This is a genomic window from Novosphingobium subterraneum (assembly GCF_000807925.1).
In the GTDB taxonomy this organism is placed as follows: domain Bacteria; phylum Pseudomonadota; class Alphaproteobacteria; order Sphingomonadales; family Sphingomonadaceae; genus Novosphingobium; species Novosphingobium subterraneum.
Map to the genome: position 1 here is coordinate 1 of NZ_JRVC01000024.1, position 26,259 is coordinate 26,259.

Sequence of the window (26,259 nt, forward strand, 5' to 3'; positions counted from 1 at the left end):
AGCAAGTCGATCCAAGAAAGGCGAAAATCCGCCAATCAGGCCGCGTTCCTCCGCATTATGGGGACCTCGTGATTAGTAAAGTTATGGCGAGGTGAGCATAACTTCACATAGGGGCGGACATACTCGGGCGACATCAGCCGGATCGTATGACCTTGCCGCTCAAGTGCGCGGCCCATGTGATGCGAACCGCAGCAGGCCTCCTTTGCCACGATACATGGCGGCAGAGCGTCTGCGTATGCGATTACTGTCTCGCGCCGCATTCGCCGTCGTACGACGACCTTACCTGCCGCGTCCAGACCGACCAAGCTGCAGCTGTTCTTGCCGAGATCAATTCCAAGAACCGATACGTCCACGACCTTCACTCCTTCCGCAAACCCAACCCCTGTCGCGAGACAATAACGGATCAGCTTAAGGGCGGGCCATCCATTAAGGGGGACTCGGCCGCCTGATAGGGCGGACCAAGGGCGAAATACCAAGCTTCACGCCGTCACCGATGCCAACGGCCGACCTTTGAGCTTCTTTATCACGGCGGGACAAATCAGCGATTAGACCGGCGCGGCAGCCCTGCTCGATGATCTGCCCAAGGCGCAGTGGATGCTGGCTGACCGGGGCTATGACGCCGAATAGTTCAGGGACGCGCTCGAGCAAAAGGGCATCACGCCTTGCATTCCAGGCCGAAAATCCCGTTCTCATCCCGTCCAAGACGACAAGCGCCGCTACAAGCGACGCAATCGCATCGGAATCATGTTCGGCCGCCTGAAAGATTGGCGTCGCGTGGCAACCCGCTACGACCGCTGCCCAACCGTCTTCTTCTCCGCCCTCGCTCTCGCGGCCACCGTGCTCTTCTGGCGGTGATCAACGAGTCATCGTGTAATTGGGGCTGCTTCCCTCGGACCTCGGTAGAGGCGCACACTTCTGGTTGTCGAATCCTGAAGGAAGGAAGCAGCCATGAAGCATTATGCCGGATTGGACCTATCGATGGAAAGCACAGGTCTGCATCGTTGACGAAAATGGCCAGAAGCTCGTGTCGGAAAAGGTCGAGAGCACTCCGGAGGCTTTGGCCGCGATGCTCGGACGATACCGTCCAATCGAGCGGGCAGTGATCGAAACGGGCCGCAGAACTCGGCGATCTGGCTTGGTCTGCGTGAACTGGGTGTCGCGGTGGTGTGCATCGATGCCCGCCAGGCGCACCAGAGCCTCAAGGCAATGAAGGCGAACAAGACCGATCCTCACGATGCCGCCGGGCTCGTTCAGTTGGCCCGCACCGGCTTCTACAAGGAGGTACACGTCAAATCTCCGGCAGCGCATGGGGTGCGCAGCGTGATCACCGCGCGGAGCCATCTGGTGGAAGCGCGTGTCCGGCTCGACAACACAATTCGCGGTCTTTGCACAACCTTCGGCTATCGCCCCGGGGCTGGGCAAGGGAAGGCATTCCTCGAAAGGATGATGCAAGCGGCACACATCCCGGGTCTGGGCGAAGCTATCGCCGCGCTGCTGACGGTACGCGCGACGCTCGTCGAGCAGATCAAGGAGATGGACCGCCGTCTGCGTGTCATCGCAAGCCAGTCACAAGCCTGCGAGATCTTGATGACCATACCGGGCGTGGGCGTGCAAACATCTGCTGCCTTCGCCGCCGCAGTCGATGAAGCGGGACGCTTCCGACGATCCCGCAATGCCGGGGCCTACTTCGGCCTTGTGCCCCGACGCCATCAGTCGGGCGAGCTCGACTGGACAGGCAGGATCACCAAACAGGGAGATGGGACCGTGCGCAAGCTGCTGTACGAAGATGCCAACTCGATCCTCACCCGAAGCCGGGAAACCTTCGCGCTCAAGACATGGGCCATGAAGATCGCCAAGCGCCGAGGTCTCAAGAAGGCTCGCGTCGCCTTGGCCCGCCGCCTCGCGGTCATCATGCATGCCATGCTGCGCGACGGGACTTTGTTCCAGGCGTGAGGTAGGGTAGAACCTGTTTGCCAGCGGTGAAGCGTCGAAGCTGATCCGAGGGCGGTGTCCCGCGGGGGAACGCAGGGACGAACGTTCTGCGAAGGTTACCGGATGGGTTCACAAGCCCGCATCGAGTCAATGCAACGTTCGCCTCTGTGAAACCCGATACAGCACGACCAGGCTTCGGCTCGGCCAGTGCGGACAGATCCATGAAACCCTCAAGGGATCGGCACCGCCAGCGTCCTGCAATTACAGATCCTCAGCCTAAGGGGCAGAGATTTGTATGCACTTTTTAGGTGCAGTTATGCTGGTGGGGTCCTACCCTTGAAACATGATTGCTGTTGAAGCGGAGCAGACTCGGTCGGTCGGGAAGAGCGTAGCGGTTAGCAGGCAGCCTGCCGGGCAAGCGCCTATTTCGGCCTGCCCCTGCAACGCCAGTTGGCGCTTCTGATGGAAGGGCACGCAACCTTGCCCTTCATGCGGGAAGTTCTGATCTTCCTTGCTGCAGCCGGACTGATCGTACCATTGATCAGCAGACTCAAGGTCAGCCCGGTTCTCGGCTACCTCTTGATCGGTTCACTGGTCGGCCCGTTCGGACTTGGCCGTCTCGCGGCGCACTTCCCGATGCTGGCGGATTTTGTGGTCGCAGATGTCGATGGCGTGCGACGACTGGCCGAAATCGGCGTCATATTTCTGATGTTCATGATCGGCCTCGAACTGTCCCTTGACCGCTTGTGGTCATCGCGCAGGCTTGTCTTCGGAATGGGCGGTCTGCAGATCGTGCTGACCGGGGCGCTGGTTGCTTGGACATGCTCATGGCTCGGCCTTGATCCGGACGAGGCTTTGGTGGTTGGTGCAGCGCTATCCCTGTCATCGACCGCGATTGTCATGCAGCTTTTCATAGATGCCAAGCGGCAAGCATCCAGGGCCGGCAGAACCGCCTTCGCGATCTTGTTGATGCAGGATCTCGCAGTCGTGCCGATTCTCTTCATGGTCGGCGTTATCGGGGAGCGTGGCGAGAGCGGGCTCGCAGCTGGGCTGACGGGCGCGCTCGGCAAGGCAGGAATAGCGATTATCCTCATTTACGGTGCCGGACGACTTGTCCTGCGTCCAGCCTTGCGACAGGTCGCCGGCGCGCGCAGCGCCGAGATGTTCACGGCGGCAGTCCTGCTCACGATAGTCGGAGTTTCCGCGCTTACCGCGCAATTCGGACTCTCAATGGCTCTCGGCGCGATGCTGGCCGGCCTTGTTCTGGCCGAGACCGAATATCGTCACCAGATCGAGGTGGACATCGAGCCTTTCAAAGGAATTCTCCTCGGCCTGTTCTTCATGTCGGTCGGCATGGGTATCGATTGGCAGATGGTCTTGAAGGATCCCTTTTTCCTGTTTGGCGGGATTGCGGCCCTGTGGCTTCTCAAGTCGGCCATCGTGGTGATGTTGGCGCTCATCTTCAGACGCTCGCTTCCCGTAGCGCTTGAGGCTGGCTTGATGCTCGGACAGGGTGGGGAGTTTGCGTTTGTGATACTGGCGGCGGCCGGGTCGTCAGGGTTGATCACCGGAATCCTCGAACAGCAGATTCTGCTCCTCGCGAGCCTATCCATGATGCTGACACCCCTCGTGGCGCAGGCAGCGAAACACGTGGGTGCCGCAATCGAGAAAATGCGGGCTACGCAGGAAACGCACCACGAATTGCCCGATTACAGCGGATGCTCGGGACATGTCATCATTGCCGGCTTCGGACGCGTTGGGCAGACTGTGTCACGCGTGCTGGCAAATGCAGGCATCGACTTTGTTGCCCTCGATGCCGACGCGGCACTCATTGCGCGGGAAAAGGACGAGCGAGGACATATCTTTTTCGGGGATGCGTCTCGCGTCGAGATCCTCGCGAAAGCGGGCATAGATCGCGCTGCAGCCGTAGCTGTAACAATGAATGATCCTGCTGCCGTATCCAAGATCGTGCGTGAGATACATCGGCGGTGGCCTGAAATCCCGGTTCACGCCAGAGCGAGGGACAAGGAGCACTCGAACAAGCTCAGGGAACTGGGCGCGGCCTATTCGACGCCCGAGGCTACTGAAGCCAGCCTTCAACTGGCAGCCCAGCTGTTGGACGGGGTCGGTGTCGAAAGCCAGGACGCAATGAGGCATATCTCGGACCAGCGCATGCGGGAAGCGGAAGCCTGACGGACTAAGCTGGTGATACTTGAGCAGCGACAACAAAAGGAGGGACGTCATGGGTATGTCGAGACGTGATGCCGAACAAGAAACCGTATTGGTTGGTACAGACCTCAGCGCCCGCTCGGACAGGGCAATCGATCGCGCGCTTCTTCTGTCGAAGGAGTTTGGTGCCCGTCTTATGGTCCTTCATGCGATCGAACCCTATAGCCTTCTCAAGCGCGACCAGACGCGGGCAGACAAGGCAATCCGGGATGTGCTTCCCGATCCTGAGGCAGACGTCGACGTTCTGCCTGCCATCGGACCTGCTCCGGCTGCCCTCGTTGCTGCCGCAGAAAATGGGAACTGCGCACTGGTCGTGATGGGGGTGGCACGCATGAACCACCTCGGCGATTACTTTATCGGGACGGCCGTGGATCACGTGATCCGCAGTGCCCCGTGTCCGGTACTCGTCGTGAAGCGGCGTCCACACCGGGCATATCGGACCATCGCTGTCGCTGTAGATTGCTCACCTTGTTCGCAAGCGGCACTGCTCACCGCGGCAAGAATGTTTCCCGCGGCTTCAATCCATGTCATCCATGCATTCCATGTTCCTTACGAGGGGTGGTTGCGTTCGGACGACACCCGCGACGATTTCACGGGAGTTGCGCGCGCCGAACTGAAAGCAATGTTGGCGGCTCCGGAAGTTCCGGAGGATGTCCGGGCCAGAACGCAGCTGCACCTGGAGTACGGAGAGGTGCATAAGGTTCTGCTCGAAGCAACCGACCGCCTCGGCGTAGATCTCGTGGTGATGGGCACGCACGGGCGTGGCGGCTTTATCAGATCGATGGTGGGCAGCCGAGCCGAGGAGCTGCTCAGGTGCTTGCCCGGTGACACAATGCTCGTCAGGCAAACTTGATCGCCTCAAGAAGGTACTTGGCCCAGGCGGGCCCGGTACCTCCCGGTCGATGCAAATCACCTGCCGTCGTATGGGCAAATATCAGGGCGTGATGGCCACTTTAAGGACGCCCTCACGTTGGCTCGAGAAGAGCTCGTAGGCTTCTTCGATCTGGTCCAGCTTGAAACGATGGGTAACCAGTGGGCGTGTGTCGATCCTGCCTGAAGCGATGACGTCCATGAGTCGGCGCATCCGCTCCTTTCCGCCAGGACATAACGTCGTGCGAATGGTATGATCCCCGAGGCCAGCCAGGAACCCGTCCATCGGGATCGTTAGATCTTGCGAGTAGACACCGAGCGATGACAATGTTCCTCCTGGACGAAGGACCCGCAGGGCATTCTGGAATGTCGATTGCTGCCCGAGGGCCTCGATAGCGACATCGACGCCCCGACCGCTCGTCATGCGCATGATTTCCGTTACCGGATCAGTGGTCCGGAAGTCGATCACATGATCGGCACCCATCTCTCTTGCCCGGGCCATTCGCTCAGGCACGCTGTCGATTGCGATGACAGAAGTGGCTCCCATCAAACGGGCCCCGGCAGTAGCACACAGACCAATCGGTCCTTGCGCAAACACGGCTACTGTGTCGCCTATGCGAATTCCGCCACTTTCCGCACCCGAAAAACCCGTGGACATAATGTCGGGGCACATCAGGACCTGTTCGTCGTTCAGGCCGTCAGGCACCACCGCGAGGTTGGCCATCGCATCCGGTACCAGGATGTACTCCGCCTGCGATCCGTCAATCGTGTTGCCGAACTTCCATCCACCGAGCGGCTTCCACCCGTGAGGCGTTCCAGGACCATCCTGCGCGTGGCAGCCACACAGCGCGGCATTGCTGTGTCCTGACGTGCAGATTGCCCCGGCAATGACCCGCTGCCCCTCGATCAGTCCCTCGACCCCGGAGCCAAGCTTCTCAATGATGCCGACAGGTTCATGGCCGATCGTCAAGCCTCGGGATACTGGATATTCACCCTTGAGGATATGGACATCGGTCCCGCAGATTGTCGTGGTCGTGATCCGCACCAATGCGTCGAGGGGGCCGACCTCGGGTATCGGCTTTTCGTCGAGCACGATCCGGCCCGGTTCCACGAAGATTGCCGCCTTCATCTTTGCCATGCGAGCCTCCTGATTTTCATCTGTCGGTAGATAGTCCCGCGGGGGACAGCGTTGAGCCGACATTGAGCCGCCCCCGAAAGGTGAGACGCATCTGCTTTTCGGTTTCCAGGAGCGCGAAGAATGCAGTGCCGGCCAACACGATCAGCACACCTTCGAAAAGGGGTACGGACGTCGTCCCGAAAACCCTTTGCAGCGGTGGGAGGTATGTCATGGCTAACTGCGCAATTGTTACTGCGGCGACAGCCATCCAGACCGCCGGCGTACCGCGCACCGCCTTCCAGTTCAGCGAAGTCCCGTGGATGTTTCGAATGAAGAACAGATGGAATATCTCCAGCACCACCAGCAGATTGACCGCCATCGTCTGCGCAAGTTCGACCGGGTGACCGACTGCCCGCGCATAGGCGAACATCCCGAATACGAAGGACACGAACAGGATCGAAACAAGGATGATGTGCCATAAAAGCTCACCGTCCAGCAGCGGGGCATTGCGCGGCCGTGGCGGCCTTAGCATCGAGCCGTTTTCGGTTGGTTCAAATGCCAGCGCAATGCCGAGCGTTGTCGCTGTCACCAGATTGATCCAGAGTATCTGCACCGGACTCACCGGCAGGGTCATTCCTGCGAGCAAAGCGGCGATGACCGTCAGTGCCTCACCCGCGTTGGTGGGCAAAGTCCAACTGATCACTTTCTTGATATTGTCGTAAACTGTGCGCCCTTCGCGAACCGCTGCGGCGATCGACGCGAAATTGTCGTCGGCGAGGACGAGTTCGGAAGCCTCCTTGGCGGCTTCGCTTCCCTTGATGCCCATGGCCGTTCCAGCGTCGGCACGCTTCAGTGCGGGCGCATCGTTCACGCCATCGCCGGTCATGGCAACCACCAGTCCACGTGACTGCAAGGCGGAAACCAGACGCAGCTTGTCGGCAGGTGACGTGCGCGCAAACACATCAACGTGCATTGCCGTCTCTGCCAGATCAGCGTCAGACATGGTTGCGAGATCAGCCCCCGTCAGTACGTCGCGGGAGTTGCGCAAACCTATCATTCCACCGATTGCTCGGGCCGTGGTGCCATGGTCACCGGTAATCATCTTCACCATGATTCCGGCTCGGTGACACTCGGCTACCGCTTGGACTGCTTCGCTCCGCGGCGGATCGATGAAGCCGACAAGCCCGATCAAGGTCAGTTTGCGATCCAGGTCTTCCACTGCGAGCGTTGTTTGAGCGGGATCCACGCGGCGGGTGGCCAGAGCGATGACCCTCTGGCCCTTTGCTGCCATGTTCTCCATCATCTCCTGCCAGAGAACCTCTTCAAGCGGGGCAGTCTCGCCTGCCGCAGTGTACTGGTCCGCGCACATCGCCAGAATTGCTTCCGGGGCACCTTTGGCGTGGATGAAAGCATGATTGGCGTGATCGTGGCTGAGCACGGCCATGTACCGCCACGCAGCATCGAACGGGATCGCGTCGGTCCGGGTAAACGTCCTCGCCACCGATGGTTGATTGGTCGGCAGCTTCCCCGAAAGCGCAAGCAATGCACCTTCCATCGGGTCTCCCTCGACGCACCAGGCATCGCCTTTGCGCACCAGAGCCGCATCATTGCACAACTTCGCGCAAAGGGAGAATTCGTCCAGAACCGGACTCTGTGCTGCGTCGGTCAATACGCCCTCGTGAAGCACTGCGCCTTCCGGTTCGTAGCCGACGCCCTGCACCAGGAACTCCCCGCCAGACGCCGCCAGCGTGGCCACTACCATCTCGTTTCGGGTAAGGGTGCCCGTCTTGTCGGTGCAGATGACCGACACGGAGCCCAGCGTCTCAATCGCGGGCAAACGCCGAACGATTGCGTTGCGCTTTGCCATGGCCTGGACACCCACAGCCAACGTAATCGTCAGCACTGCTGGCAGGCCCTCTGGGATCGCTGCGACGGAAAGACCTACGACGATCATGAATATATCGGCGAACGGCATCTGCCGTACAAACACGCCGAAAGCCAAGAGGCCGGCTGCAACGGACAGAATGAAGACCGTCAGCCAGCGCGAGAAGACGTCCATCTGCTGGACCAGCGGGGTCTTCAGTGTTTCGACGCTGGCAAGCATTCCACTGATCTGACCGATCTCGGTTCGCGCCCCGGTGGTCACTACCACTGCCTTGGCGGTCCCTGCCACCACCAGTGTGCCGCTGAACGCCATCGATCGCCGCTCGGCGAGAGTTGCTCCGATTAAAACGGGTGACGCATCCTTGTCGACCGGGATCGATTCACCGGTCAATACCGCCTCGTCGATCCGAAGTGCGCGCCCCTCTATCAGGCGCGCATCTGCGGGTACGCGGTCTCCTGCCTCCAGCAGCACGATGTCCCCGGGCACCAGCTCCGTTGCGTCGATGGTTCGACGGACATCGTCACGCACGACGACCGTCCGTGGCGCGAGAATGCCACGGATCGCCGCCAAGGCGTTCTCCGCGCGACCTTCCTGAACGAAGCCGATCACCGCGTTGGCAATCACCACCGCGAGAATGACACCAGTGTCTATCCAGTGTCCAAGCAGAGCCGTAATCGACGCAGAAGCCAGCAGGACATAGATCAGGATGTTGTGAAAGTGCGCCAGGAACCTGAGCACCAGGCTGCGCTTCCTCCCCTCGGGGATACGGTTTGCGCCAAACTGCAACCTGCGCCGTTCGACTTCGATTTCGTCCAGCCCGGCAGGCGTCGTTTCAAGAGCCTGCAGAACCTCTTGCGGCGATCGGGCATGACAGGAGGACGCAGGTGCTTCCATGGCTGTCATGCACCTTCAATACGACATCAGGACTGGAAGCCGCGGGGCTGCCAGAACTGAAAGAGTAGCGCCGCCGAGTATGAAATCGCGCAGCCTCGAATGTGCGTAGGCACCCATGACAAGCATGTCGGCGTCGCTATCCGCGGCGTAATCCTGCAGCACGTCTGCGATCGGGCGTCCGCGTCCGGCAATATGCTCGAACTTTGCCGAGACGCCGCGCCGACGAACAATCTGCATGACTTCGTTTGCCTCGAGGCTGCTGGCCAATGCCTTGTCATCGCCGACTGTCACCATCGCGATCTCCTCGATCTGTGGGAACAACGCCAGCGCATCGCCAAGCGCACGGGCCGCGCCACGACTGTTGTCCCATGCCACTGCGACGCGCCTGCACGATAATTCTCCAGTCCAGGAGAGCGGCGCGACGAGCGTGGGTCGTCCCGTTTCGAAAAGCACGTTCTCGGCAATCACCCTGTCCGAAAGAGGGCCGCTTCCATCCGTGCCGATAACCAGCAGATCATGCAGTCGTGCGTGGTCGGCAAGAAAACCGATGACACCCCGCGAATGATCAACCGCGGTCAGGGTCTGGACCGCGATCCCTGCCTTGCAGGCCATCGCGCGCAGGACTTCTGCATTGTGGGCGTTGCGCGCTTCGCGTTGCTCTGACTTCTGGCGCAGGTCATCCAGCTTGAGCGTTTCGTACCTTGGCGGCTCGTTCGCTTCGATGTTGAGAAGCATGCCGGTCAAACAGGCTCGCGTCGATCTGCAGAACGCTAGAGCCAGCGCAATGGCGCCCCGATCGTCGGCAAACGTATCGACTGTTGCATAGACAATGACGGACCGCACAACTCGGCTTGCATCGAGGGATGTCATCGCTTTCTCCAGGGGTGTTCAGGCTGATCAGTGAAACGCCACCATGGCAGTTCAACGTCGCATATTATTGAGGGAAATCAACAAGCTTTCCGAGAATAGGGAAAAGCGGTCCAGGAAACACTTCATTACATCGAGTCATTGAGCCAGTCACAATGAGGCCCTTCTTGATGACTCAGATCAACGACCACCCCGGCAATTGACGCGAAGATCGATCCGACAAGGCAAGCAATCAAGCTGGCTGAACCCGGGAGAATTGGGAGATGAAGATCAAGGCAGTAGCGATTGATACGCACCCCGAGAATACTGCCTTCCTGCTCCGCGAGGGCAATGGCTATTCGCCCGAGCAATTCCAGGCGCTTCGCAAGATCGAGATCGGCAACGGAGAAGCAACGATCCTCGCTACACTGGCGATCGTCGACGACACCTGCCTCCTGGACCCGGGAACCATAGGCCTTGGCGAGCAGGCATTCCGGCGCTTGGGTCTGCCAGAAGGCACCGAAGTCACGTTCCGCCAGGCACCTGTACCGCACAGCCTCGAATATGTGCGCCGCAAGATTGATGGCGACACGCTCGATGACACCGAAATTGCAGAAATCATCAAGGATATCGCAGGATATCGCTATTCGCCGATGGAGATTGGTGCATTCCTGGTCGCCTGCGCCGGCTTCATGACAACCCAGGAAACGCTCGCGCTAACCCGTGCCATGGCCGACGTCGGGCGCGTGATGAGATGGGATGCGGATATAGTTGTCGACAAGCATTGCATCGGAGGGATTCCCGGCAATCGTACTTCGATGATCGTCGTGCCTATCGTCGCAGCGCATGGCCTGACGATGCCGAAAACGTCCTCGCGCGCCATCACTTCGCCTTCGGGCACCGCGGACACGATGGAGGTGTTGGCCACCGTGGATCTGGCCGAGGATCGACTGGCAGAGGTGGTGCGAAAGGAGAATGCTGTCCTTGCCTGGGGTGGCCGGGTGAATCTCTCGCCAGCCGATGACGTATTGATCAGCGTCGAGAGACCGCTGCGGATCGACACCTTCGAGCAGATGGCCGCCTCGATCTTGTCGAAGAAGGTAGCTGCCGGTTCAACGCACCTTCTGATCGACATACCGGTCGGCCCGACGGCCAAGGTTCGGTCGAAGCGGGAGGCCATTCGGCTGCGCAAGCTGTTTGAGTACCTGGCTGGAAAGCTCGGCCTGGTGCTGGATGTTGTCTTCACCGACGGGTCACAGCCGGTCGGCCGGGGAATTGGCCCCGTCCTCGAAGCGCGCGACGTAATGGCGGTTTTGCGCAACGACGCGGATGCGCCCATCGATCTTCGGGACCGGGCCCTGATGCTGGCAGGACGCGTGCTGGAATTCGATCCGGCCATCGTCGGCGGGCGGGGCTATGCGCGCGCCATGGAACTGTTGGGCTCTGGCGCGGCACTGAAAGCGATGGAACGCTTGATCGATGCGCAAGGGCGGCGCCATAGCTTGCCGCAGGTCGGCGGGTACCATCACGATGTCTGTTCCCTCTTCGAAGGGAAAGTGATTGCCATTGATTGCCACACGATCGCACGCATCGCCCGTCTTGCCGGGGCTCCGATGGACAAGGGGGCTGGGATCGATCTGATGCACAAGGTGGGTGATCCGGTGCGGCGTGGTGAAGTTCTATACCGAATCCATGCACATTCCGAGACGGGGCTGGCCTATGCCCGCGATCTCGCGGGCGCATCTTCGGGTTATGTGGTGCAGTCATGAACCCGGCTGTCTTTGCCTTCAGCGATGGCGGCACGGCGGCCTCCGATCTGGCGCGCGCTTGCGGGATTCCTCTCTACCCTATCGAAAGCCGTCGCTTCCCGGACGGGGAGAGCCTCGTGACGGTAAAGGGTCGAGCCGACACGGCCTTCCTCTATCGGTCACTGGATGATCCCAATGGCAAACTCGTGGAGATACTGCTGGCCTGTTCGGCGCTCCGCGATGGCGGTGCAACGAAGGTCGTCCTCGTCTCACCTTACCTTTCCTACATGCGTCAGGACACCGCGTTCCATGCCGGGGAAGCTGTGAGCCAGAAGGTGATCGGGCGTGTCCTCGCGTCAAACTTCGATGGCGTGGTGACGGTCGATCCCCATCTTCATCGCACCGGAAGCCTCAGTGAAGTGATGCCGGGCATTGCGGCAATCACTCTCTCTGCCGCTCCGGTTCTGGCCTCAGCCATTGCCGCTGACCACCCGACGCCGGACACTATTCTTGTCGGACCAGACAGCGAGTCCCGGCCTTGGGTCGAAGCGGTAGCGCGGCCTTTTGGTTTCAGGACCCTTGTCGGGCAGAAGACCAGAAAGGGGGATCGGGAGGTCATTCTGGAGATACCTGAGATCGCCGAAGTGAAAGGGCGGCGGGTGATCATCGTCGACGACCTTATCTCCTCCGGCACAACGCTAGCATCCTGCGCGGCCATGCTTGCCAGATCCGGCGCGCGGATAATTGAAGCATACGCGACGCATTGCCTCGCTCAGCCGGAGGACATTGCAGAAATGAAGACAGCGGGCATAAGCAGGATCTTCGCTACGAACTCGACCAACCATGCGCTGGGTGTCGTGTCACTCTCGGGCATCCTGGCAAACGGCATTGCGGCCCAGGGTTGGTTGAAGGCAACCTCTACAGAAGGAGGCCCGGCATGACGCTTTCACTCACAGTCCACGGCGCGGCACAGACTGTCACTGGATCATGCCACGAGTTTCACTTCCGCGGATCACGCGTATTGGTGGATTGCGGCTTGTTCCAGGGTTCGCGCTCGCTCGAAGCATTGAACCACGAACCTTTTGACTTCGACGCTTCCGCGATCGACGCCGTCATACTCACCCACGCGCATATTGATCACAGCGGCCTCCTACCTCGTTTGGTGGCGCAGGGCTTCACGGGACCAGTGTGGTGTACACGGGAAACGGCTGATCTTCTCGAGTTCATGCTCGCCGATGCGGGACGTATCCAGGAGAATGAGGCAGAAAGGCGGAATCGTCGACGTGACCGCGCCGGAGACAAACCATTCGAGCCGATCTACACTGAACAGGATGCATTGGCCGCCTGGCGCCAGACGCAGCCCGTTGCGATCGGGGAATGGTTCGAACCAGCTGCCGGATTCCGGTCGCGGCTTTGGAACGCCGGCCACATCCTTGGATCCGCTTCTGTCGAGCTGGAGGCAGGGGGGACACGCGTATTGTGCTCGGGGGACCTGGGCCCCGAGAACAAGTCGTTCCATCCCGCCCCCCACTCTCCGGCCGGGTTTGATCACATCATTTGCGAATCCACTTACGGCGATCGCGAGCGCGAGAAGGTTTCAATTTCCGAGCGCCGCGCGCTGTTGGAAGCCGAGATTGCGGCTGCACGCGTCCGCGGCGGTAATCTGGTAATTCCGGTATTCGCGTTGGAGCGAACGCAGGAACTTTTGCTCGACATCGCGACACTCTCTGCAAGTGGCCGCATTGGCAATGCCATGGTCTTCGTTGATTCACCGCTCGCAAACCGTGCGACGGGCGTCTTCCGAAAGTATGCGTCCATTCTTGAGGACACAGGTGGGCGTGACGTGTTTGGCCATCCTTCGATTCACTACGTCAATGATGTGGCGGAATCGATGCGCCTGAACTCGGTATCCGGCGCGATAATTCTGGCCGCTTCAGGCATGTGCGAAGCCGGAAGAATCCGGCACCACCTCTATTACAATCTGCCACGCCGGGATTCGACCATACTCTTCGTCGGCTTCCAAGCCGCAGGTTCGTTAGGCAGGGTGATTCTGGAAGGTGCAACGCGGGTGCGCATCTCCGGGCGTGACGTGCGGGTGAAGGCGCAGATCCGCCGGATAGAAAGCTATTCCGCCCACGCTGATCAATCCGAACTTCTGGCTTGGATCAAGAACCGTGGTCCTATTGCAGGCAGCCTGTTTCTCGATCACGGAGAACCCGCGGCGATAGAAGCGCTGCGCCGGCTTGCGCAATCAGAGGGTCTGGCGTCGCAAGTGGTTACACCTGCGATCGGCGAGAGGTACGAACTCCCGGTCGGAGGTCCCGCCCGTCGGACAAAAACAGGACGGGCCGACATTCGAGAAGTCATCGGACGAGACTGGCAGAATGATTACGCCAGTCTTGCGACCAGTTTGAAGGACCGTCTCAACCAGATTCCCAACCCGCACAAGCGCCAGAAGGCCATCGAAGAGATGCGCCGCATCTTGGACAGCTACACGAAAACGGAGCCTCGCTCGAATATTCGCTGAGGTCGGGTTACTGCTGCCCGCGTGGCTTGCGTCAGTACCGCCGGAACGGGTCGCTCGATCAGGCGGTTGCTCAGCCTCGATTCTATGCCGACCTGCTGGGGCGAGGCTCCTCAATGCTGCAGGCGGATGAAGATGCCCACAGCTACACTCAGCGCCAGCAGGAATGCCATGATGACGATGACTGGCAGTGCCGGCCGCCTGAGATGACGGTCGAAGTCCCTGAGGGCCCGGTAATGTGCCGGGTCCTGTGTGAGGGCGATGAACTGCGTGCCGCTGACCTCGTCGAACAGGTGTTCGAGCTTTTGGCATTCCTCTCGGGTGAGCGCGCCTCCCTTGCGCAGGATATCCCGCGCTTCGAGAAAGGCGCGCTCACCGGTGCCGTTCATCGCCAAAGCCATGCACAGCCCGGGAATGTCACCGGATTACCATCGTGACAGCGCGACGGTTCTGCGCCCATGACTGTTCGTCCGATCCGAGCGCTTCGGGCCGTTCCTTTCCGTAGGAAACCACCGAGATCCGTGCAGGCGACACACCAAGGGACACGAGGTAGTTCTTTGCTGCATTCGCACGACGCTCGCCGAGTGCGAGGTTGTATTCGCGGGTGCCACGCTCGTCACAGTGGCCTTCGATTGTCACGTTGATGTTCGGATACTGGGCCAGCCAAGAGGCCTGCCGCTGCAGTGTCGAGCGGTCGGCGTCGTCGAGACCGAAGGAATCGAGGTCGAAAAAGACGCGGTCGCTGCCCGCAGAACGGCGCAGATCGGCCTGGCTGCCGGGCCCGATGTAGTTGCCGTTGGCGTCATAGTCGCCGTTGTTTGCAACGCTCTGTACGTCCTCGCCCGGTGCCGGTGGCAGTACGGCGGCGCTCCGCTTCTGGCCACATGCCGAGAGTGCTAATGCACTGGCTACCAAAAGACCGATGGCACGCGTGCGATTCATGGCAAGTTCTCCTGTCCGTTACTTCTCGGAAGGCCTAGCCCAGGTTGCGGCGTCACCGGTATTATAGGTTTTTTATGCATGGACGCATTTGGCGAGTGCAGACAAAGGGTGAAGCCATGGAGCTTTTTGCCGAAACCACTCTACAAGACGAATTTCGGCGATCACTGATCGCAAAAGGAAGCCCCTGGCGCGCCACAGCAGTCATTTTTGTCGTCACGGCTGTGCTTGTCGTCGTCCTGAAGCCGATTCTCGACGGCGAGGTGTCTTCCGGCATGCTGTTCATGCTGGGCATCACGCTAGTGGGCGCGCGGGCCGGCCTCATGCCTGCCCTGGCCTCTGCCATTCTCGCGTCGGCCATCTTCAATTTCTTCCTCGCAGACCCTGTGCTGACATTCCGGATGTCGCACGGCGAGGACCTGGCCCCGCCGATCATTTTTACCGCGTGCGCCGTCGTCTCCGGACTTCTTGCAGGACGTCTCAAGGACAAGACCCATCAACTCGGCCAGACCAATCTTCAACTGGAAAGCCTGCTAGAAACCAGCAGGATGCTTCAGGCCGCGGCAGACGTTCCGGCGATAGAGGCGGCGCTCGTCGCAACCGTGCCGGGACGCCTCGGGTTCAGGCTTTCACTCTACGTTTTGCTCGATGGTGTCATCCAGGCACTTCCCGCATCGGATTGCAGCAAGAGTACATTGCAGATGGCGCAGCGTGCCATCCACAGCGAGGGTATGCTTCAACAGGGTGATTACCTGGCGTTCCGTCTGGACGGCAGCCGATCATGTGTCGGTGCCCTTGTCATCGAGAATGCGGGCGTCGCACAAGTGGACCGGGCATTCCTTGAAGCGTTGGCCAGTTTGGTCGGCCTTGCTCTGGAACGTGCCCGATTTGCCTCCATCGTCGCCGAGGCAGAAGCCAATCAACGCACTGAAGAATTGAAATCTGCTCTGCTCTCGTCGGTGAGCCACGACTTGCGCACACCGCTCACGGCAATAAGCGCTTCGGCATCGAGCTTGATCGAGTTTGGCACCCAACTGGATTTCGAAACCTCGACAGCCTTGTTGCAAGGCATTGTCGAGGAATGCGATCGGCTCAACCGCTTTACGGCCAACCTTCTCGAACTCAGCCGACTTCAAGCCGACGGCCCCGCCATCACAGGTCAGGCTCTCTGTGTAAACGACGTGATACGTTCGGCGATCCAGCGATTGCGGCCACGCTTTCCGGGACGCGAGATCATGGTGGATTCAAGAGACCCGGAGATCCTCGTCCATGCAGATAGCGCGTTGTTCGAACTGGCGCTGGCCAACGTGGTGCAGAATGCGTTGATCTACAGTCCTCCGGACTCTGCCGTGGTAATAAGGAACACGAGGCAGGACCGACGCTGCATTCTGACAGTTACCGATCAGGGGCTTGGCATTCCGCAAGCGGATAAGGAACGCGTCTTCGAGCGCTTCTACCGGGTCAAGCGTGGTGAAAGTTCGCCTCAGGGCAGCGGGCTTGGGCTTGCGATCGCAAAAGGTTTTGTCGAAGCTTTCGCAGGAAAAATCCGTCTGACATCGCCGTCTGAAAACGGGAGAGGTACCACTGTGACGATCGACCTGCCGATTCTTGCCGAGGCGCAAGGATGACGCAAGGGCACGTATTGCTGGTTGATGATGAGCCGGCTCTGATAAGCGTACTTCAGCCCGTGCTCAAGGCTGCGGGATACACCGTGAAGATTGCCGGAGACGGTCATTCTGCGATTAGCGGTGTGATCGCGCACGACCCCGATCTGGTCTTGCTCGATCTCGGCTTGCCAGACATGGACGGGAAGGAAGTCATCCGTGTAATCCGCAAGTCGAGCCAGGTGCCCATCATCGTGGTGTCGGCTCGGCATCAGGAGGCGGAGAAGATCGCCGCTCTCGACGAAGGGGCGGACGACTATGTGAACAAGCCCTTCGAAATCGGCGAGCTTATGGCCCGAATGCGGGTGGCGGTCCGGCGATACGCGGCGCAACCTGCCAACGCCGCCGTTTTCCGAGGCGGGCCGCTCAAGATAGATTTTGCAAGGCGCGAGGTCGAGCTGATGGGGGAACCCGTCAAGCTATCGCCCAAGGAGTACATGCTGCTTCATGCGCTTGCCCGAAATGCGGGCCAGGTCGTCACACACAAGCGCTTGCTCGCCGCGGGGTGGAACAACTCGACCGCAGACTTGCAGTATCTCCGCGTCTACATGGGATTGCTGCGCCAGAAGCTGGAGGAGAACCCCTCCGAGCCGGAGCTGATCATCACCGAACCGGGCGTCGGCTACAGACTGATTGTCAGTGACGTAGGGTAATCAGTGCTGCCGCGAGACCCGCTGCGCTTTGCATATCCCGTGCCTGCCGCATTGGCGTTACTATGGTCTTTTTAGGTGCCGGACCATACGCTGCAGGTTAAGTCTAAGTGGCTCCTTGCAAAAAATGACGGAGCCTGCCGCTTCCCTGCCGGGGCGGCAGAGACTTTATTCGATGGTCGGCCCGGCAAGAACGATCCCTTCAAAATCCCCCCGACCGACCATCGAATTTTTCTTCACCAAGACTATACTTGCCGCACGAAGTTGGAGCCCAAAAATCCACGCCCTTGTCCACGTCCGAGGGGCGAGCCCTTCGTTTCGTCCTGCCACAAGGCAATACATCTGACGCCAAGGGCGCGGGGACTCGGCGTTACACGGTACGCTCGTCAGGACGGTCAATGCTTACGCTACGCGTAAGGTGAGTAGTTGTCCGGCGAATGCCTGCCGCGCAAACTAACCGGGCCCTGCTCATTCCAGATAGAGCGCTTTCAAGCGCTTTATGTCATCTGCATCCACCCCAAGCTCCTTGTCGAGATACGCTGTAACACTGCCGTAGTCCTTCTCGACCATTTCCAGGAACTGGGCGAGGTGCGAATTGCCTTTTGACGTGAACAGCGGTTCCGCCTTTGGCCCGCCCGGCTTCTTCATGGATGCCACATAGTACGGCACGATCGGGTTGCCGGGCCAATCCGCGGGATCAAGCGGCGGCATCTCGAACTGCGGACGGCGAAGCTCGGTGGACAGGTGGTAATCCTTGAGGATTGTTGCTCGGTCCACGCCAAGTGCGCTGTAGATCAGAGCCGTGGTGATACCTGTGCGGTCCTGCCCGGCCGAGCAGTGATACATCACGGCACCTTCATTGCGCAGCAGCGATGCGAATACCTGCTTCAATTGCGGCTTGAGGAAGGTGTCCATGCCGCGATAGGCATATTCTCCGTCACCCTTGCCGTAATTGGCCATGAGGCCCTTCAGGGAATAGTCATTGCTGATGAAGATCGCGCCGGTGCGGTCGTCGAGCATGTTGGGCGCAATCATGCGTTCGTCGGTCGACCGCAGGTCGACAATGGTCGAGATCTTGAGTTGCTCGAGCATGCCGTAGTCGGCTTCCGTCAGGAGCGGCATCGCGCCCGAACGGAAGACCTTGCCCCATGCCACATGCTTGCCATCGGCGCCCTTGTAGCCGCCGATGTCCCGGAAATTGGAGCCCTGTTCGAGCGGCAACACGCGCTCAGCCACGCGCAGGACAGACCTGTCGCCATGATCGCGCAAAAGGAAGTAGCGGCGCTCGTTCACTTGCGAGGCCACCACCACGCTACCGGAACGGTCTGCCTTGGCTACCGCGCGAGCGCCCTTCCGGTCTGCCTGCGGAACGGCGGAAACAAAGACACTGACCGGGTCGGCATCCTTCCATTCCACGGCCACGTGCCCGCTGTCGATGCGGGTCACTACCGCATCATCGATGGCAAGGGCCGGTGATGCAGCCCCGGCCACCGCGGCGACAATCATGCCCGACAAGAGGCGCTGCGAACGAATTCCGGACATGATTTTCTCCCTGTACCTTACCTTCAGAAGTTGAAGCGCACGCCGAAAAGATAGCGCGCGCCGATCTGTTCTACTTCGGTCGGCTGCTCCAACGTGTCCTGATAGGCCACATACTTTTCGTTGGTGAGGTTTGCCGCATCGGCGAACAGCGTCAACGTATCGTTGATCTGATACCTCAGCGAAACGTCGAGGTTGCCATAGGACTTGCGCGATTCCCCGCTGCCAAATCCGCCCAGACTGTCGAGCCAGTCCGAACGCCACTGGTAGCTGACACGCGCCGAAAGCCCATACTTCTCGTAATACAGAGAGGCGTTGTAAATCGTGTCCGACAGACCTTGGAACGCGATGCCCTTTTGCTGTGTGCCATTCACCACCTGCGTGTCGAACTTTCCGTCCAGCAGAGTGAGGTTGCCCTGGAAGCCCAACCCGTCAAGCGGCGAAGGCAGGAAGCCGAACTGCTGCTGGTAGCTCAACTCCAAGCCGTAAAGCCGTCCGTTCTTGCCGTTGAACGTGGATGTGAGCAGGTAGCCATTTCGATTGACGCCGCCAAAGTTGTAGATGCCACCCGAGACGACCTGCGAATTGGCATAGAAGACGTTGTCCACCCACCGGTGGAACCCAGCGACCGATATCAAGCCGTTGCCCGGCAGGTAGTATTCGAGGCTGGCGTCGACACCCCAGGTGTATTCCGGTTCGAGCTGCGGGTTGCCGCCGGTGATCGTGCCGGGCGAATTGGTGTCATTGATCGAGGCACCGACGCGGATCGCGCCGTAGGCCGGGCGAGAGACGCCACGCTGGCCCGCCAGGCGGACGATGAACGTATCCCCAATCGAATAGCGCGCATTGAGGCTCGGGAAGAGATCGGTGGCGCTGCCCTCTACCGTAAGCGGCACTTGCTGACCGGCGGCCAGCACCGTACCTGCATTCGCCAGCGTGTAGTGCTCCAGGCGCACGCCACCAGCCAGGGTCAGATCGCCGAGGTCCGCGGTGGCCATGACGTAGGCAGCGGCCGTCTTCTCGCTCTGGTTGTAGCGATCGGTTACCGGAACATCGTTGGCAGGATTGAACCGTCCGGCAGCAGCCAGCTTGGGCAGCAACGTGTCGATTGCGGCCCGCATTGCGCGATTGTCGACGTAATTCAGTGTGAAGCCCAGCGGAAAACCGGTTTCCCACGGCCGGTTAGTCACGAAATTGTTGACGTCGAAGGGCTGGCCGACCGTTGCACCAAGAGCACCGATCGCCGCGACATTCGCGGTGGAGAAGTTGTTTCCGGCGATGGTGCGGTCGGCATAGAAACCACCTGCAGAAAGGGTCAGGTTTTCGAACTTCTTCGCAAGGTCGACCTTGATCGTATAGCTGTCCGAAACCGTGCGCTGGCGAGCCGCAATATAGATTGCACCGGCATTGTTGAGCGACGTCTGGTTGAACGCTGTCATGACGTTGGTGCCGCGCGCCAGTACGCCTGCGTTGCTGACGGTATTGTACAGCGTGACAACCGGGAACAGAGGGTTCGAACGGTCATAAGTCAGTGACGGGGAATTGATGCCCGAGGTACTCGCCTGAACCAGCGGTAGATAGGATGTGTTATCCGTGCGGGTATAGTTCAGACGGACGTTTGCGGTAAATCCATCATCCCCGGCGTAGTCGCCGCCGATCGCGCCGATGTAGTTACGATTGCGGTATTCACCGTAGTTGAACGTGCCGCGCATCGGCACGCCCACCAGATTGCCATTGTCCAGATTGCGCGTGCCGCTTGCCGCACGGTCGAGGCGCAGCTCATACTGGTTGCGCTGCTCGTCATCATTGAATTCGGTGAAGATCGCCTTGGCCCAGATTTTCTGGCCAGCCACTGGCTCATATTCGACCCCGCCGAACAAGCCGTTGTTCCAGCGCTCGATCTCGTATTGCCGGATGTCGATTTCTGTCGGCCCAAATGTGGTGTCCGTCGGGCTCGACGGCGAGTCGTAGGCCCCTACCTCACGATTGTCGGTCAACTGCTTGCGCCGGTAATGCGATCCGCCCACCACGACACCAAAGCTGTCGTTGGACCAGGTGACGCGCAGTGAAGCCTGACGCTGCTCGCCCTTGCCCAGATCCATGAAGCCATAGCCAAGATCGCCCGTCACATGCAGACCGCGACGCTCCATTGGCGACCACGTGCGCAAATCGACATTGGCAACAATAGCATCAGCCGGAAATTCAGGTGTCAGCGACTTGTTTATGACCATGGATGACAGCAGCACCGCAGGTACAGCGTCGAAGCGGAAGGCCCGCGTGTCGCCGCCTTCGTCGACACCGATCATCGGCACGCCATCGATCATTACCGAGGTCCAGCGATTGGGTGCGCCGCGGATCTGGATATAGCGTTCTTGCCCTTGGTCCCGCTGCACCGCCACAGCGGGCAGGCGCGAAAGCGCAGCGGCGCTGTTCTGGTCCGGGAAACGGCCAACGGCATCGGCGGCGGCTACATCGACGAGGTTAAGCGCGATCCGCTTTTCCTGAATGGAAGCGGCCTGCGACTGGGCGATGGCGCCTGTCACGACGATGGCATCCCCCGCAGCTTCGATGGCAGCTTCAGAATCGGCCGCAACATTGGTCTGTGCGTGAGCGACAGCAGTGCAAGTCGTCACTGTTGCAAGCGCGATGGCTGCACGCGCACATCCGGAAAGAAGACGATAGAACATGATGGCCCCCAAATGACCGACTGATTTGGTCGTTGGGGGCGCGCTAGAGAGCCAAGGCTACGAAGGTGGGTCACTTTGGCGGCAGATTGGTGAAAAGTGCGTCAGGACGGTGACAGCATTATGAACTCTGCCCTTCATTGGCACCTCTGTGATGGACATAGCATCTCCATCCTGGTCCGGCGACAAACTATGGCGTTCAGAGAAGCAGACACCGAGTTTTTCGCAGCTTGGACCCGCCAACCAGTGCGACCCAGTTTACGCACCGCCACTCAAGCGAGTCACCTTTGCCTTCTCATCCCAAGCAGGGAAAAGCGCTCCTCGGTCAGATCGCGCCAGACGGCCTGGTCACTCGATGACCACCATTGGAAATAGTGATATTTTCGCGGAAAGAGCGCGTATGTCGAAAACTGAGCGGCAGCGACCGTTGGGGTTGGCAGAGTCAATGACAGCTATCCCGTTACCGCCGCTTTGAAGCCGCCGTTCCGGTCAGTCCCCGCTCTCCGTCATTGCCCGGCGCGTGTTGCGGCTCGGGTTCCTGCCTGATCCTCCAGTGCAGCAATGCGCTCAATGCAGATTATATGCACCACGCGGCCCAGCTCCTCGATTTGCTCACCGAGCCAAGCCAATTCCTCGCCGGAAATGCGATAGTGCTTCGAATAGCGTGCTTTAACGTATGCTTCCTTGAGCTTTTCGAACATCGCGCGTTGTTTGCGGTTCTCAGACGGCCAGATGTAAGCGAGCCGGCGGTCGATGCGTTCAGCCTGGGTCCGAAGAAACGCGAGATTGTGTACGTGGGGAGTATAGAAGGTTAGTACGAGAAGTGCGCAATGGTAGAACCTCTCCGTCGCTTGATGGAGCATAAAGGCCGCATCGTTATTCCAACCACGGCCCAGATCATCTCTGAAATTTACGTGCGCGCGAAGAGCTGCAGGATACCACTCCTCCAAATACTCCTTTGCCATCGCCAGCGCCTGCTCCGGCGTCTTAGGCTTTGGCGTATGCAGTTCGCTATCGTCCGCTTCGTAAATCGCGATGCCATCGCGCGCTACGTCCATGAAAAAGTAGCGCCCATGCGCCAGTCCATCGTTCACCTCGCCCAGCGTATGAACGATGAAGTTCACTGGGGTCTTGAGCGTCCCGGTGATCCCGTACTCCCGCATCAAGCGTTCATCGAGCCGGGACCAGTACTTGACTCGATCGGTCAGGTCCTTGTGGTTGACGATGATCAGGAGGTCAAAATCCGACTTGTACCCTTTGGCGGTGTGGGGTTCGTCGACCCATCCTCCACGTGCGTAACTGCCATAAAGAATGACTTTGAGAATGCGACCAGCTCTCTTCCTGCCCGCGCTTGCCAATGCAGTAACGTCTTCAAATTCCTCGAAGATCAGCTGACGGACACGCTCGAGTTCGCGCTGCTTCGAGGCCGGGAGATGGTCAAGGTTGCTCCGCATGGACGGCTACCCTGTCGGCCGGACTGATGAAATGCAAGTCTGCATGTTGCCGCAATTAGGGACAGCCTTACGCCCCGGAATGGAATGACATCGTTAGATCTATATCTCTGCATCCGGCCGAACTGTTATTGGCGGCGGTCCCGACACTTGTCGACGCGGCGGACAGCGCCGACTGAAATGAAGATTGGCATTTTCCATCTAGGGTGGTGTTTTTGCAGGCGCGCCAACGAGTGGAGGTCCTGCTGATTAGAGGGGGATCAGAAGGGCAGGTCGAATCTCGTAGACCGTCGATACTGTTTTCAGTATGTTCTCATTCTGAGCAAGGTAAATTCCGTCATGATGAATTTTGATCCTGAAAGTCCTTCGACGCCAGTATCGCCCAAGTGGGAAGGGCTGTCTGAGATCGATAAGGCAATCCGCGACAATCGCCTTATGCAGTATCGGATCAAGAAGTCGTGGGCCGACCCTTGGGGGCGCAAGCTGACGATACTCGGCCTTATCGTCATTGGCACAGTTTTCGCTTTTCTGGCTGGAGCGTCCTTCGGCCTGTGGTGACCGTTGCAGTCACCACTCCTTCACATCATCCGCTGCATCTGCACTGGCACCTTGAGCTCCCTTGGTGATCGCGTCCAGACGCCCCCTAGAGCCGGTAATCTTCTGGCGACCGGCCGCGTGAGCCCTTTGCACCTCTTCACGGAGATCGCCGCCCCCCACCGGTGGTACTGAACCGGAATCCCCGCTGCCGGTCTGTACTCGACCGCGCACTGATCCTGCGCCAGAGACTGCTGGTCGGGATACGGGCTGTCCGGGGAAGAGTGCGAGGCGATCGTCGATCCCGTCGCGAAGCTGCTCGGCATAGCTTTCGATGAACTTTGTCTGCAATGCCTGGCCTTGCGGACTGAGCTGGAAAGTGACGTCGTCGAACCGCGCAGTGCCATAGAAATCGCGGTTTCTCTCGATCTCGGCTAGACCCCATTCGCGGTAGGCCTGGGACAGATTCAGACTGCCTGCAGCGCTGTTTCCTTCGAAGAAGGACGCCTGGCTCTCGAGACGATTGGCAAGCTCCTCGGCCCGACGAGCCTCGATTGTGAAGCTCTGGGCTTCCGTCAGAGATGCGTTCATGCCGCTCGCCGTGCTCGAAATCGACGAGCGCGATGAGGTGCTGACCGAGCGGACGAACCCATCTCGGGTGCTCGACCAATTGCGGCTGTCAGACATCTGGGACAGGCTCCCAAAGATCCGAGAACGGTCTTCGGACGCGATGCCGATGTCACTGTCGGTCCATGTGCGTGTCCCACCGCCCTTCGCTCCTACGTTTCCCGAGAGCACGCCATTAGAAATCCCCGCTTTTGCCCCGGCCTCGCCACCGAGGAACCACGCCGTAGATATGTCGTCGGCCGCTCTGCGCGACAGCCCGAATTGTCGCTGCAGGCTCGTCGATGCCTGATCGACCTCGCTGAACGCGGTCTGGATGCTGTCGGAATTCGAGGTGCCGGTCGCGCTCTCGAAGGATGCGCCGCGGCTGAACTGGTCCCTGAGCTCGCGGAACTTCGTGACCGCGCTAGTCGTCGATTCCGTGGCGACATTGGCATAGGTCTCGCTGTTGGCGCGGGCCTGCGATGCCATCGTCGAAAGGCGCGCCGTGAACTCCTGGCCCAGCGTCGGCGTGAAAGGATAGCTGGATGTCGGGATCTGATCATAGCTGCCGTCCGGGAAGCTCGTGGTCATTGCCCCGGTGTCGCTGAATGTCCGCGTCTGCGGAGCGCCATAGGTAAAGCTCGGCGCAATCGTTCCTTGCGCAAACTGACGAGTGAGAACGCTCGAGTTTTCGAAGCTCGTGTTGCCAAGCGATACATTGCCGGTACTCGCCTCCCGAGCCGCTTCCTCGGCCGCGTTCTGGCTCGGGTTGAGGTAGCTCGTCGCGTGGTGCGAGATCGCCATCGCGCCCTTGGCCACACCCCCTGCCAAGAACGGCACCGATGCGATGAGATAGCCTGCCAGCAGACCGATATCGCTGTTGACGTCGGCCATTCCGGTAAAGCTCGCCAGGCTGAGGCCGTTGCTGCCCGTGACTGCGCTTATGTCGGCCGCGCCCTTGTACATCAGCATCATGTGGAGGATCACGAACAGCGGCCCCCAGGCCGCGAGATAGAAGAAGCCCGTCACGTAGCCCTTAAGTGCGACAGGCCCGGTCTTGGGAAGCAGGAACAGGGGAAATAGGACCGGGAAGAGGGCGTAGAACAGCACGGTCAGCACGACGTTCAGGAGTGGGACCCACTTCATCGCGTTGCTCGCAATCGAGCCATAGGTCCGTTCTGTCTGAATGTCGGCGCGGGTCTGGGCGTAGACGTCGACATTGCCGGCGCCGCTGGTGCCGGACATCGAATGCATGGCCTGGCTCATCGCGTTGATGGTCAGCGTTTGCTTGAAGATCTCGGTCGCGCTGGCCGAGACGCCAGTCAGGTACTGATAGGCCACCGGCAGGTCGGCAAAGAGCTTTGCCTTGGCGAGCGCGGCCGTCTGGTTGGGGTAAAGTTGACGGCCAAACACCGATCCCATCGCATCGACGAGGCCTGCCCACTGCGCATTGAGCGTGTCGTAGGCCTCGCGGCAGGTCACGATGGCCGAGCTCACCTGGCCTGAAGTGGCGTCCCGGGACAGGAACCGCTGCGCGCGCGCCTGACTGCCCGGCGCGATCGTCGCCCAGATGTCGCCGGTTTCCGCCAGCTCCTTCATCGAGTAGCGGCCGAGCAGGACGTCGTAGAACACGCATTGCCGGAAATGCTCGTCGAGATTGGCAGCAAACTCCGGATCGGAAATCCGCAAGGACCGGGTCGCATCGTAGAGCCGCGCGCCGTAGATCATCCCGTTTTTCGAATAGTTGAGATCACCGGGCAGGCCAAACACCACTTCAGCCGAGCCCGTCAGATAGTCGCCGACCTGGCTTGTAAAGCTCGCCATCAAGGCCAGGCCCAGCGGCAAGTTGCTGACATTGGCCGGGGCAAGGCTCGGATTGAGCCGGTCGGTCACATGGACATCGAGCCGCGGCACCATGAGGCAGGAGTAGATGAGCGTTGCGCCGAGGAACCAGTTGATCCAGGCGCGCCAGTCCTGATTGAACGCAAGGGTGAGGGCAGACAAGCCCAGCCCCATTACCATCACCACCTGGAGCAGGCTCTTGTAACCGCCGTTGCCGGTCCAGGCGGCGACCGCCTGGAAGACGTTGACCAGATAGTCCCCGCCGCCGACCGTGAAAATCTCGACCATGTCTGTTGTCCCGCCTT

At 59.9% G+C, this 26,259-nt stretch carries 18 protein-coding genes and 2 pseudogenes; 10 read left to right on the forward strand and 10 right to left on the reverse strand.

Annotated elements, in window-relative coordinates; all coding sequences use genetic code 11:
- Nucleotides 1-101: 101 nt before the first annotated feature.
- Nucleotides 102-353, reverse strand: a pseudogene (locus NJ75_RS23910) (IS110 family transposase); the annotation flags it as partial.
- A gap of 77 nt (nucleotides 354-430) precedes the next feature.
- On the opposite strand from NJ75_RS23910, the pseudogene NJ75_RS19410 reads away from it, so the two are divergent.
- The 4 genes and pseudogenes from NJ75_RS19410 to NJ75_RS19425 all read left to right on the forward strand — a co-directional run.
- Nucleotides 431-855: pseudogene (locus NJ75_RS19410) on the forward strand (IS5 family transposase); the annotation flags it as partial.
- Between the two features lie 222 nt (nucleotides 856-1,077).
- Nucleotides 1,078-1,953 carry an IS110 family RNA-guided transposase gene (locus NJ75_RS19415; RefSeq protein ID WP_330217062.1) on the forward strand — a complete coding sequence of 292 codons (876 nt, stop codon included), beginning with the start codon at nucleotides 1,078-1,080 and terminating at the stop codon, nucleotides 1,951-1,953.
- Between the two features lie 441 nt (nucleotides 1,954-2,394).
- Nucleotides 2,395-4,125 carry a cation:proton antiporter domain-containing protein gene (locus NJ75_RS19420; RefSeq protein ID WP_039337528.1) on the forward strand — a complete coding sequence of 577 codons (1,731 nt, stop codon included), beginning with the start codon at nucleotides 2,395-2,397 and terminating at the stop codon, nucleotides 4,123-4,125.
- Between the two features lie 49 nt (nucleotides 4,126-4,174).
- Entirely contained in the window at nucleotides 4,175-5,014 is an 840-nt protein-coding gene (locus NJ75_RS19425) for a universal stress protein (RefSeq protein WP_236727199.1), read from the forward strand.
- An 81-nt stretch (nucleotides 5,015-5,095) separates the two neighbouring features.
- Here NJ75_RS19425 and NJ75_RS19430 read toward each other — a convergent pair whose 3' ends face one another.
- The 3 genes from NJ75_RS19430 to NJ75_RS19440 are packed head-to-tail and all read right to left on the reverse strand — an operon-like array spanning nucleotide 5,096 to nucleotide 9,662.
- Nucleotides 5,096-6,160 (reverse strand): NAD(P)-dependent alcohol dehydrogenase, encoded by a 1,065-nt coding sequence (locus tag NJ75_RS19430; RefSeq protein ID WP_236727200.1) that lies wholly within the window; start codon nucleotides 6,158-6,160, stop codon nucleotides 5,096-5,098.
- Nucleotides 6,161-6,185: 25 nt separating this feature from the next.
- Entirely contained in the window at nucleotides 6,186-8,927 is a 2,742-nt protein-coding gene (locus NJ75_RS19435; RefSeq protein WP_156135872.1) for a cation-transporting P-type ATPase, read from the reverse strand.
- A gap of 15 nt (nucleotides 8,928-8,942) precedes the next feature.
- The gene (locus NJ75_RS19440) at nucleotides 8,943-9,662 is read right to left on the reverse strand and encodes a universal stress protein (protein ID WP_236727204.1); all 720 of its coding nucleotides are present in this window, start codon (nucleotides 9,660-9,662) and stop codon (nucleotides 8,943-8,945) included.
- 395 nt (nucleotides 9,663-10,057) lie between these two features.
- On the opposite strand from NJ75_RS19440, the gene NJ75_RS19445 reads away from it, so the two are divergent.
- Genes NJ75_RS19445 through NJ75_RS19455 form a run of 3 tightly spaced genes read left to right on the forward strand, consistent with a single transcriptional unit; the run spans nucleotide 10,058 to nucleotide 14,048 of the window.
- Entirely contained in the window at nucleotides 10,058-11,542 is a 1,485-nt protein-coding gene (locus tag NJ75_RS19445; protein ID WP_039337539.1) for a thymidine phosphorylase family protein, read from the forward strand.
- Nucleotides 11,539-12,462 (forward strand): ribose-phosphate diphosphokinase, encoded by a 924-nt coding sequence (locus NJ75_RS19450; protein ID WP_039337541.1) that lies wholly within the window; start codon nucleotides 11,539-11,541, stop codon nucleotides 12,460-12,462. The genes NJ75_RS19445 and NJ75_RS19450 overlap by 4 nt, the downstream gene beginning before the upstream one ends.
- Nucleotides 12,459-14,048, forward strand: coding sequence for an MBL fold metallo-hydrolase RNA specificity domain-containing protein (locus NJ75_RS19455; protein WP_039337543.1), 1,590 nt, complete (start codon nucleotides 12,459-12,461; stop codon nucleotides 14,046-14,048). Before NJ75_RS19450 ends, NJ75_RS19455 begins: the two co-directional genes overlap by 4 nt.
- A 110-nt stretch (nucleotides 14,049-14,158) precedes the next feature.
- Here the strand turns inward: NJ75_RS19455 and NJ75_RS19460 are convergent, their stop codons facing one another.
- The gene (locus NJ75_RS19460) at nucleotides 14,159-14,446 is read right to left on the reverse strand and encodes a hypothetical protein (RefSeq protein WP_039337545.1); all 288 of its coding nucleotides are present in this window, start codon (nucleotides 14,444-14,446) and stop codon (nucleotides 14,159-14,161) included.
- Between the two features lie 16 nt (nucleotides 14,447-14,462).
- Nucleotides 14,463-14,987, reverse strand: a complete 525-nt coding sequence (gene pal, locus NJ75_RS19465; protein WP_039337546.1) for a peptidoglycan-associated lipoprotein Pal — start codon at nucleotides 14,985-14,987, stop codon at nucleotides 14,463-14,465.
- Nucleotides 14,988-15,103: 116 nt separating this feature from the next.
- Between pal and NJ75_RS19470 the strand changes: the two genes are divergently transcribed.
- On the forward strand, nucleotides 15,104-16,612 hold the full coding sequence (locus NJ75_RS19470; protein ID WP_039337548.1) for a sensor histidine kinase: 1,509 nt from the start codon (nucleotides 15,104-15,106) through the stop codon (nucleotides 16,610-16,612).
- Entirely contained in the window at nucleotides 16,609-17,301 is a 693-nt protein-coding gene (locus tag NJ75_RS19475) for a response regulator transcription factor (protein WP_039337550.1), read from the forward strand. Before NJ75_RS19470 ends, NJ75_RS19475 begins: the two co-directional genes overlap by 4 nt.
- A gap of 465 nt (nucleotides 17,302-17,766) precedes the next feature.
- On the opposite strand, the gene NJ75_RS19480 is transcribed toward NJ75_RS19475, so the two are convergent.
- The 3 genes from NJ75_RS19480 to NJ75_RS19490 all read right to left on the reverse strand — a co-directional run bounded on the left by NJ75_RS19480 (nucleotide 17,767) and on the right by NJ75_RS19490 (nucleotide 22,975).
- Nucleotides 17,767-18,840, reverse strand: coding sequence for a tyrosine-protein phosphatase (locus tag NJ75_RS19480; RefSeq protein WP_156135874.1), 1,074 nt, complete (start codon nucleotides 18,838-18,840; stop codon nucleotides 17,767-17,769).
- A 23-nt stretch (nucleotides 18,841-18,863) separates the two neighbouring features.
- Nucleotides 18,864-21,524, reverse strand: coding sequence for a TonB-dependent receptor (locus NJ75_RS19485; RefSeq protein ID WP_052242665.1), 2,661 nt, complete (start codon nucleotides 21,522-21,524; stop codon nucleotides 18,864-18,866).
- 503 nt (nucleotides 21,525-22,027) lie between these two features.
- Nucleotides 22,028-22,975, reverse strand: a complete 948-nt coding sequence (locus NJ75_RS19490; RefSeq protein WP_039337552.1) for a nucleotidyltransferase and HEPN domain-containing protein — start codon at nucleotides 22,973-22,975, stop codon at nucleotides 22,028-22,030.
- Nucleotides 22,976-23,311: 336 nt separating this feature from the next.
- Between NJ75_RS19490 and NJ75_RS19495 the strand changes: the two genes are divergently transcribed.
- Nucleotides 23,312-23,530: a hypothetical protein gene (locus tag NJ75_RS19495; protein ID WP_039337553.1), complete on the forward strand. Its 219-nt coding sequence runs from the start codon at nucleotides 23,312-23,314 to the stop codon at nucleotides 23,528-23,530.
- 9 nt (nucleotides 23,531-23,539) lie between these two features.
- Here NJ75_RS19495 and NJ75_RS19500 read toward each other — a convergent pair whose 3' ends face one another.
- On the reverse strand, nucleotides 23,540-26,242 hold the full coding sequence (locus NJ75_RS19500; RefSeq protein WP_039337556.1) for a conjugal transfer protein TraG N-terminal domain-containing protein: 2,703 nt from the start codon (nucleotides 26,240-26,242) through the stop codon (nucleotides 23,540-23,542).
- Between the last annotated feature and the right edge of the window lie 17 nt (nucleotides 26,243-26,259).

Bases quoted from the DNA above. Each gene is read 5' to 3' on its own strand.
- NJ75_RS19460 (WP_039337545.1), bottom strand. From the start codon at position 14,446: ATGGCTTTGGCGATGAACGGCACCGGTGAGCGCGCCTTTCTCGAAGCG.
- NJ75_RS19450 (WP_039337541.1), top strand. From the start codon at position 11,539: ATGAACCCGGCTGTCTTTGCCTTCAGCGATGGCGGCACGGCGGCCTCC.
- NJ75_RS19445 (WP_039337539.1), top strand. From the start codon at position 10,058: ATGAAGATCAAGGCAGTAGCGATTGATACGCACCCCGAGAATACTGCC.
- NJ75_RS19495 (WP_039337553.1), top strand. From the start codon at position 23,312: ATGATGAATTTTGATCCTGAAAGTCCTTCGACGCCAGTATCGCCCAAG.
- NJ75_RS19500 (WP_039337556.1), bottom strand. From the start codon at position 26,242: ATGGTCGAGATTTTCACGGTCGGCGGCGGGGACTATCTGGTCAACGTC.
- NJ75_RS19480 (WP_156135874.1), bottom strand. From the start codon at position 18,840: ATGTCCGGAATTCGTTCGCAGCGCCTCTTGTCGGGCATGATTGTCGCC.
- NJ75_RS19440 (WP_236727204.1), bottom strand. From the start codon at position 9,662: ATGCTTCTCAACATCGAAGCGAACGAGCCGCCAAGGTACGAAACGCTC.
- NJ75_RS19430 (WP_236727200.1), bottom strand. From the start codon at position 6,160: ATGAAGGCGGCAATCTTCGTGGAACCGGGCCGGATCGTGCTCGACGAA.
- NJ75_RS19420 (WP_039337528.1), top strand. From the start codon at position 2,395: ATGGAAGGGCACGCAACCTTGCCCTTCATGCGGGAAGTTCTGATCTTC.
- NJ75_RS19475 (WP_039337550.1), top strand. From the start codon at position 16,609: ATGACGCAAGGGCACGTATTGCTGGTTGATGATGAGCCGGCTCTGATA.
- NJ75_RS19490 (WP_039337552.1), bottom strand. From the start codon at position 22,975: ATGCGGAGCAACCTTGACCATCTCCCGGCCTCGAAGCAGCGCGAACTC.
- NJ75_RS19470 (WP_039337548.1), top strand. From the start codon at position 15,104: ATGGAGCTTTTTGCCGAAACCACTCTACAAGACGAATTTCGGCGATCA.
- NJ75_RS19425 (WP_236727199.1), top strand. From the start codon at position 4,175: ATGGGTATGTCGAGACGTGATGCCGAACAAGAAACCGTATTGGTTGGT.
- pal (WP_039337546.1), bottom strand. From the start codon at position 14,987: ATGAATCGCACGCGTGCCATCGGTCTTTTGGTAGCCAGTGCATTAGCA.
- NJ75_RS19485 (WP_052242665.1), bottom strand. From the start codon at position 21,524: ATGTTCTATCGTCTTCTTTCCGGATGTGCGCGTGCAGCCATCGCGCTT.
- NJ75_RS19455 (WP_039337543.1), top strand. From the start codon at position 12,459: ATGACGCTTTCACTCACAGTCCACGGCGCGGCACAGACTGTCACTGGA.
- NJ75_RS19435 (WP_156135872.1), bottom strand. From the start codon at position 8,927: ATGGAAGCACCTGCGTCCTCCTGTCATGCCCGATCGCCGCAAGAGGTT.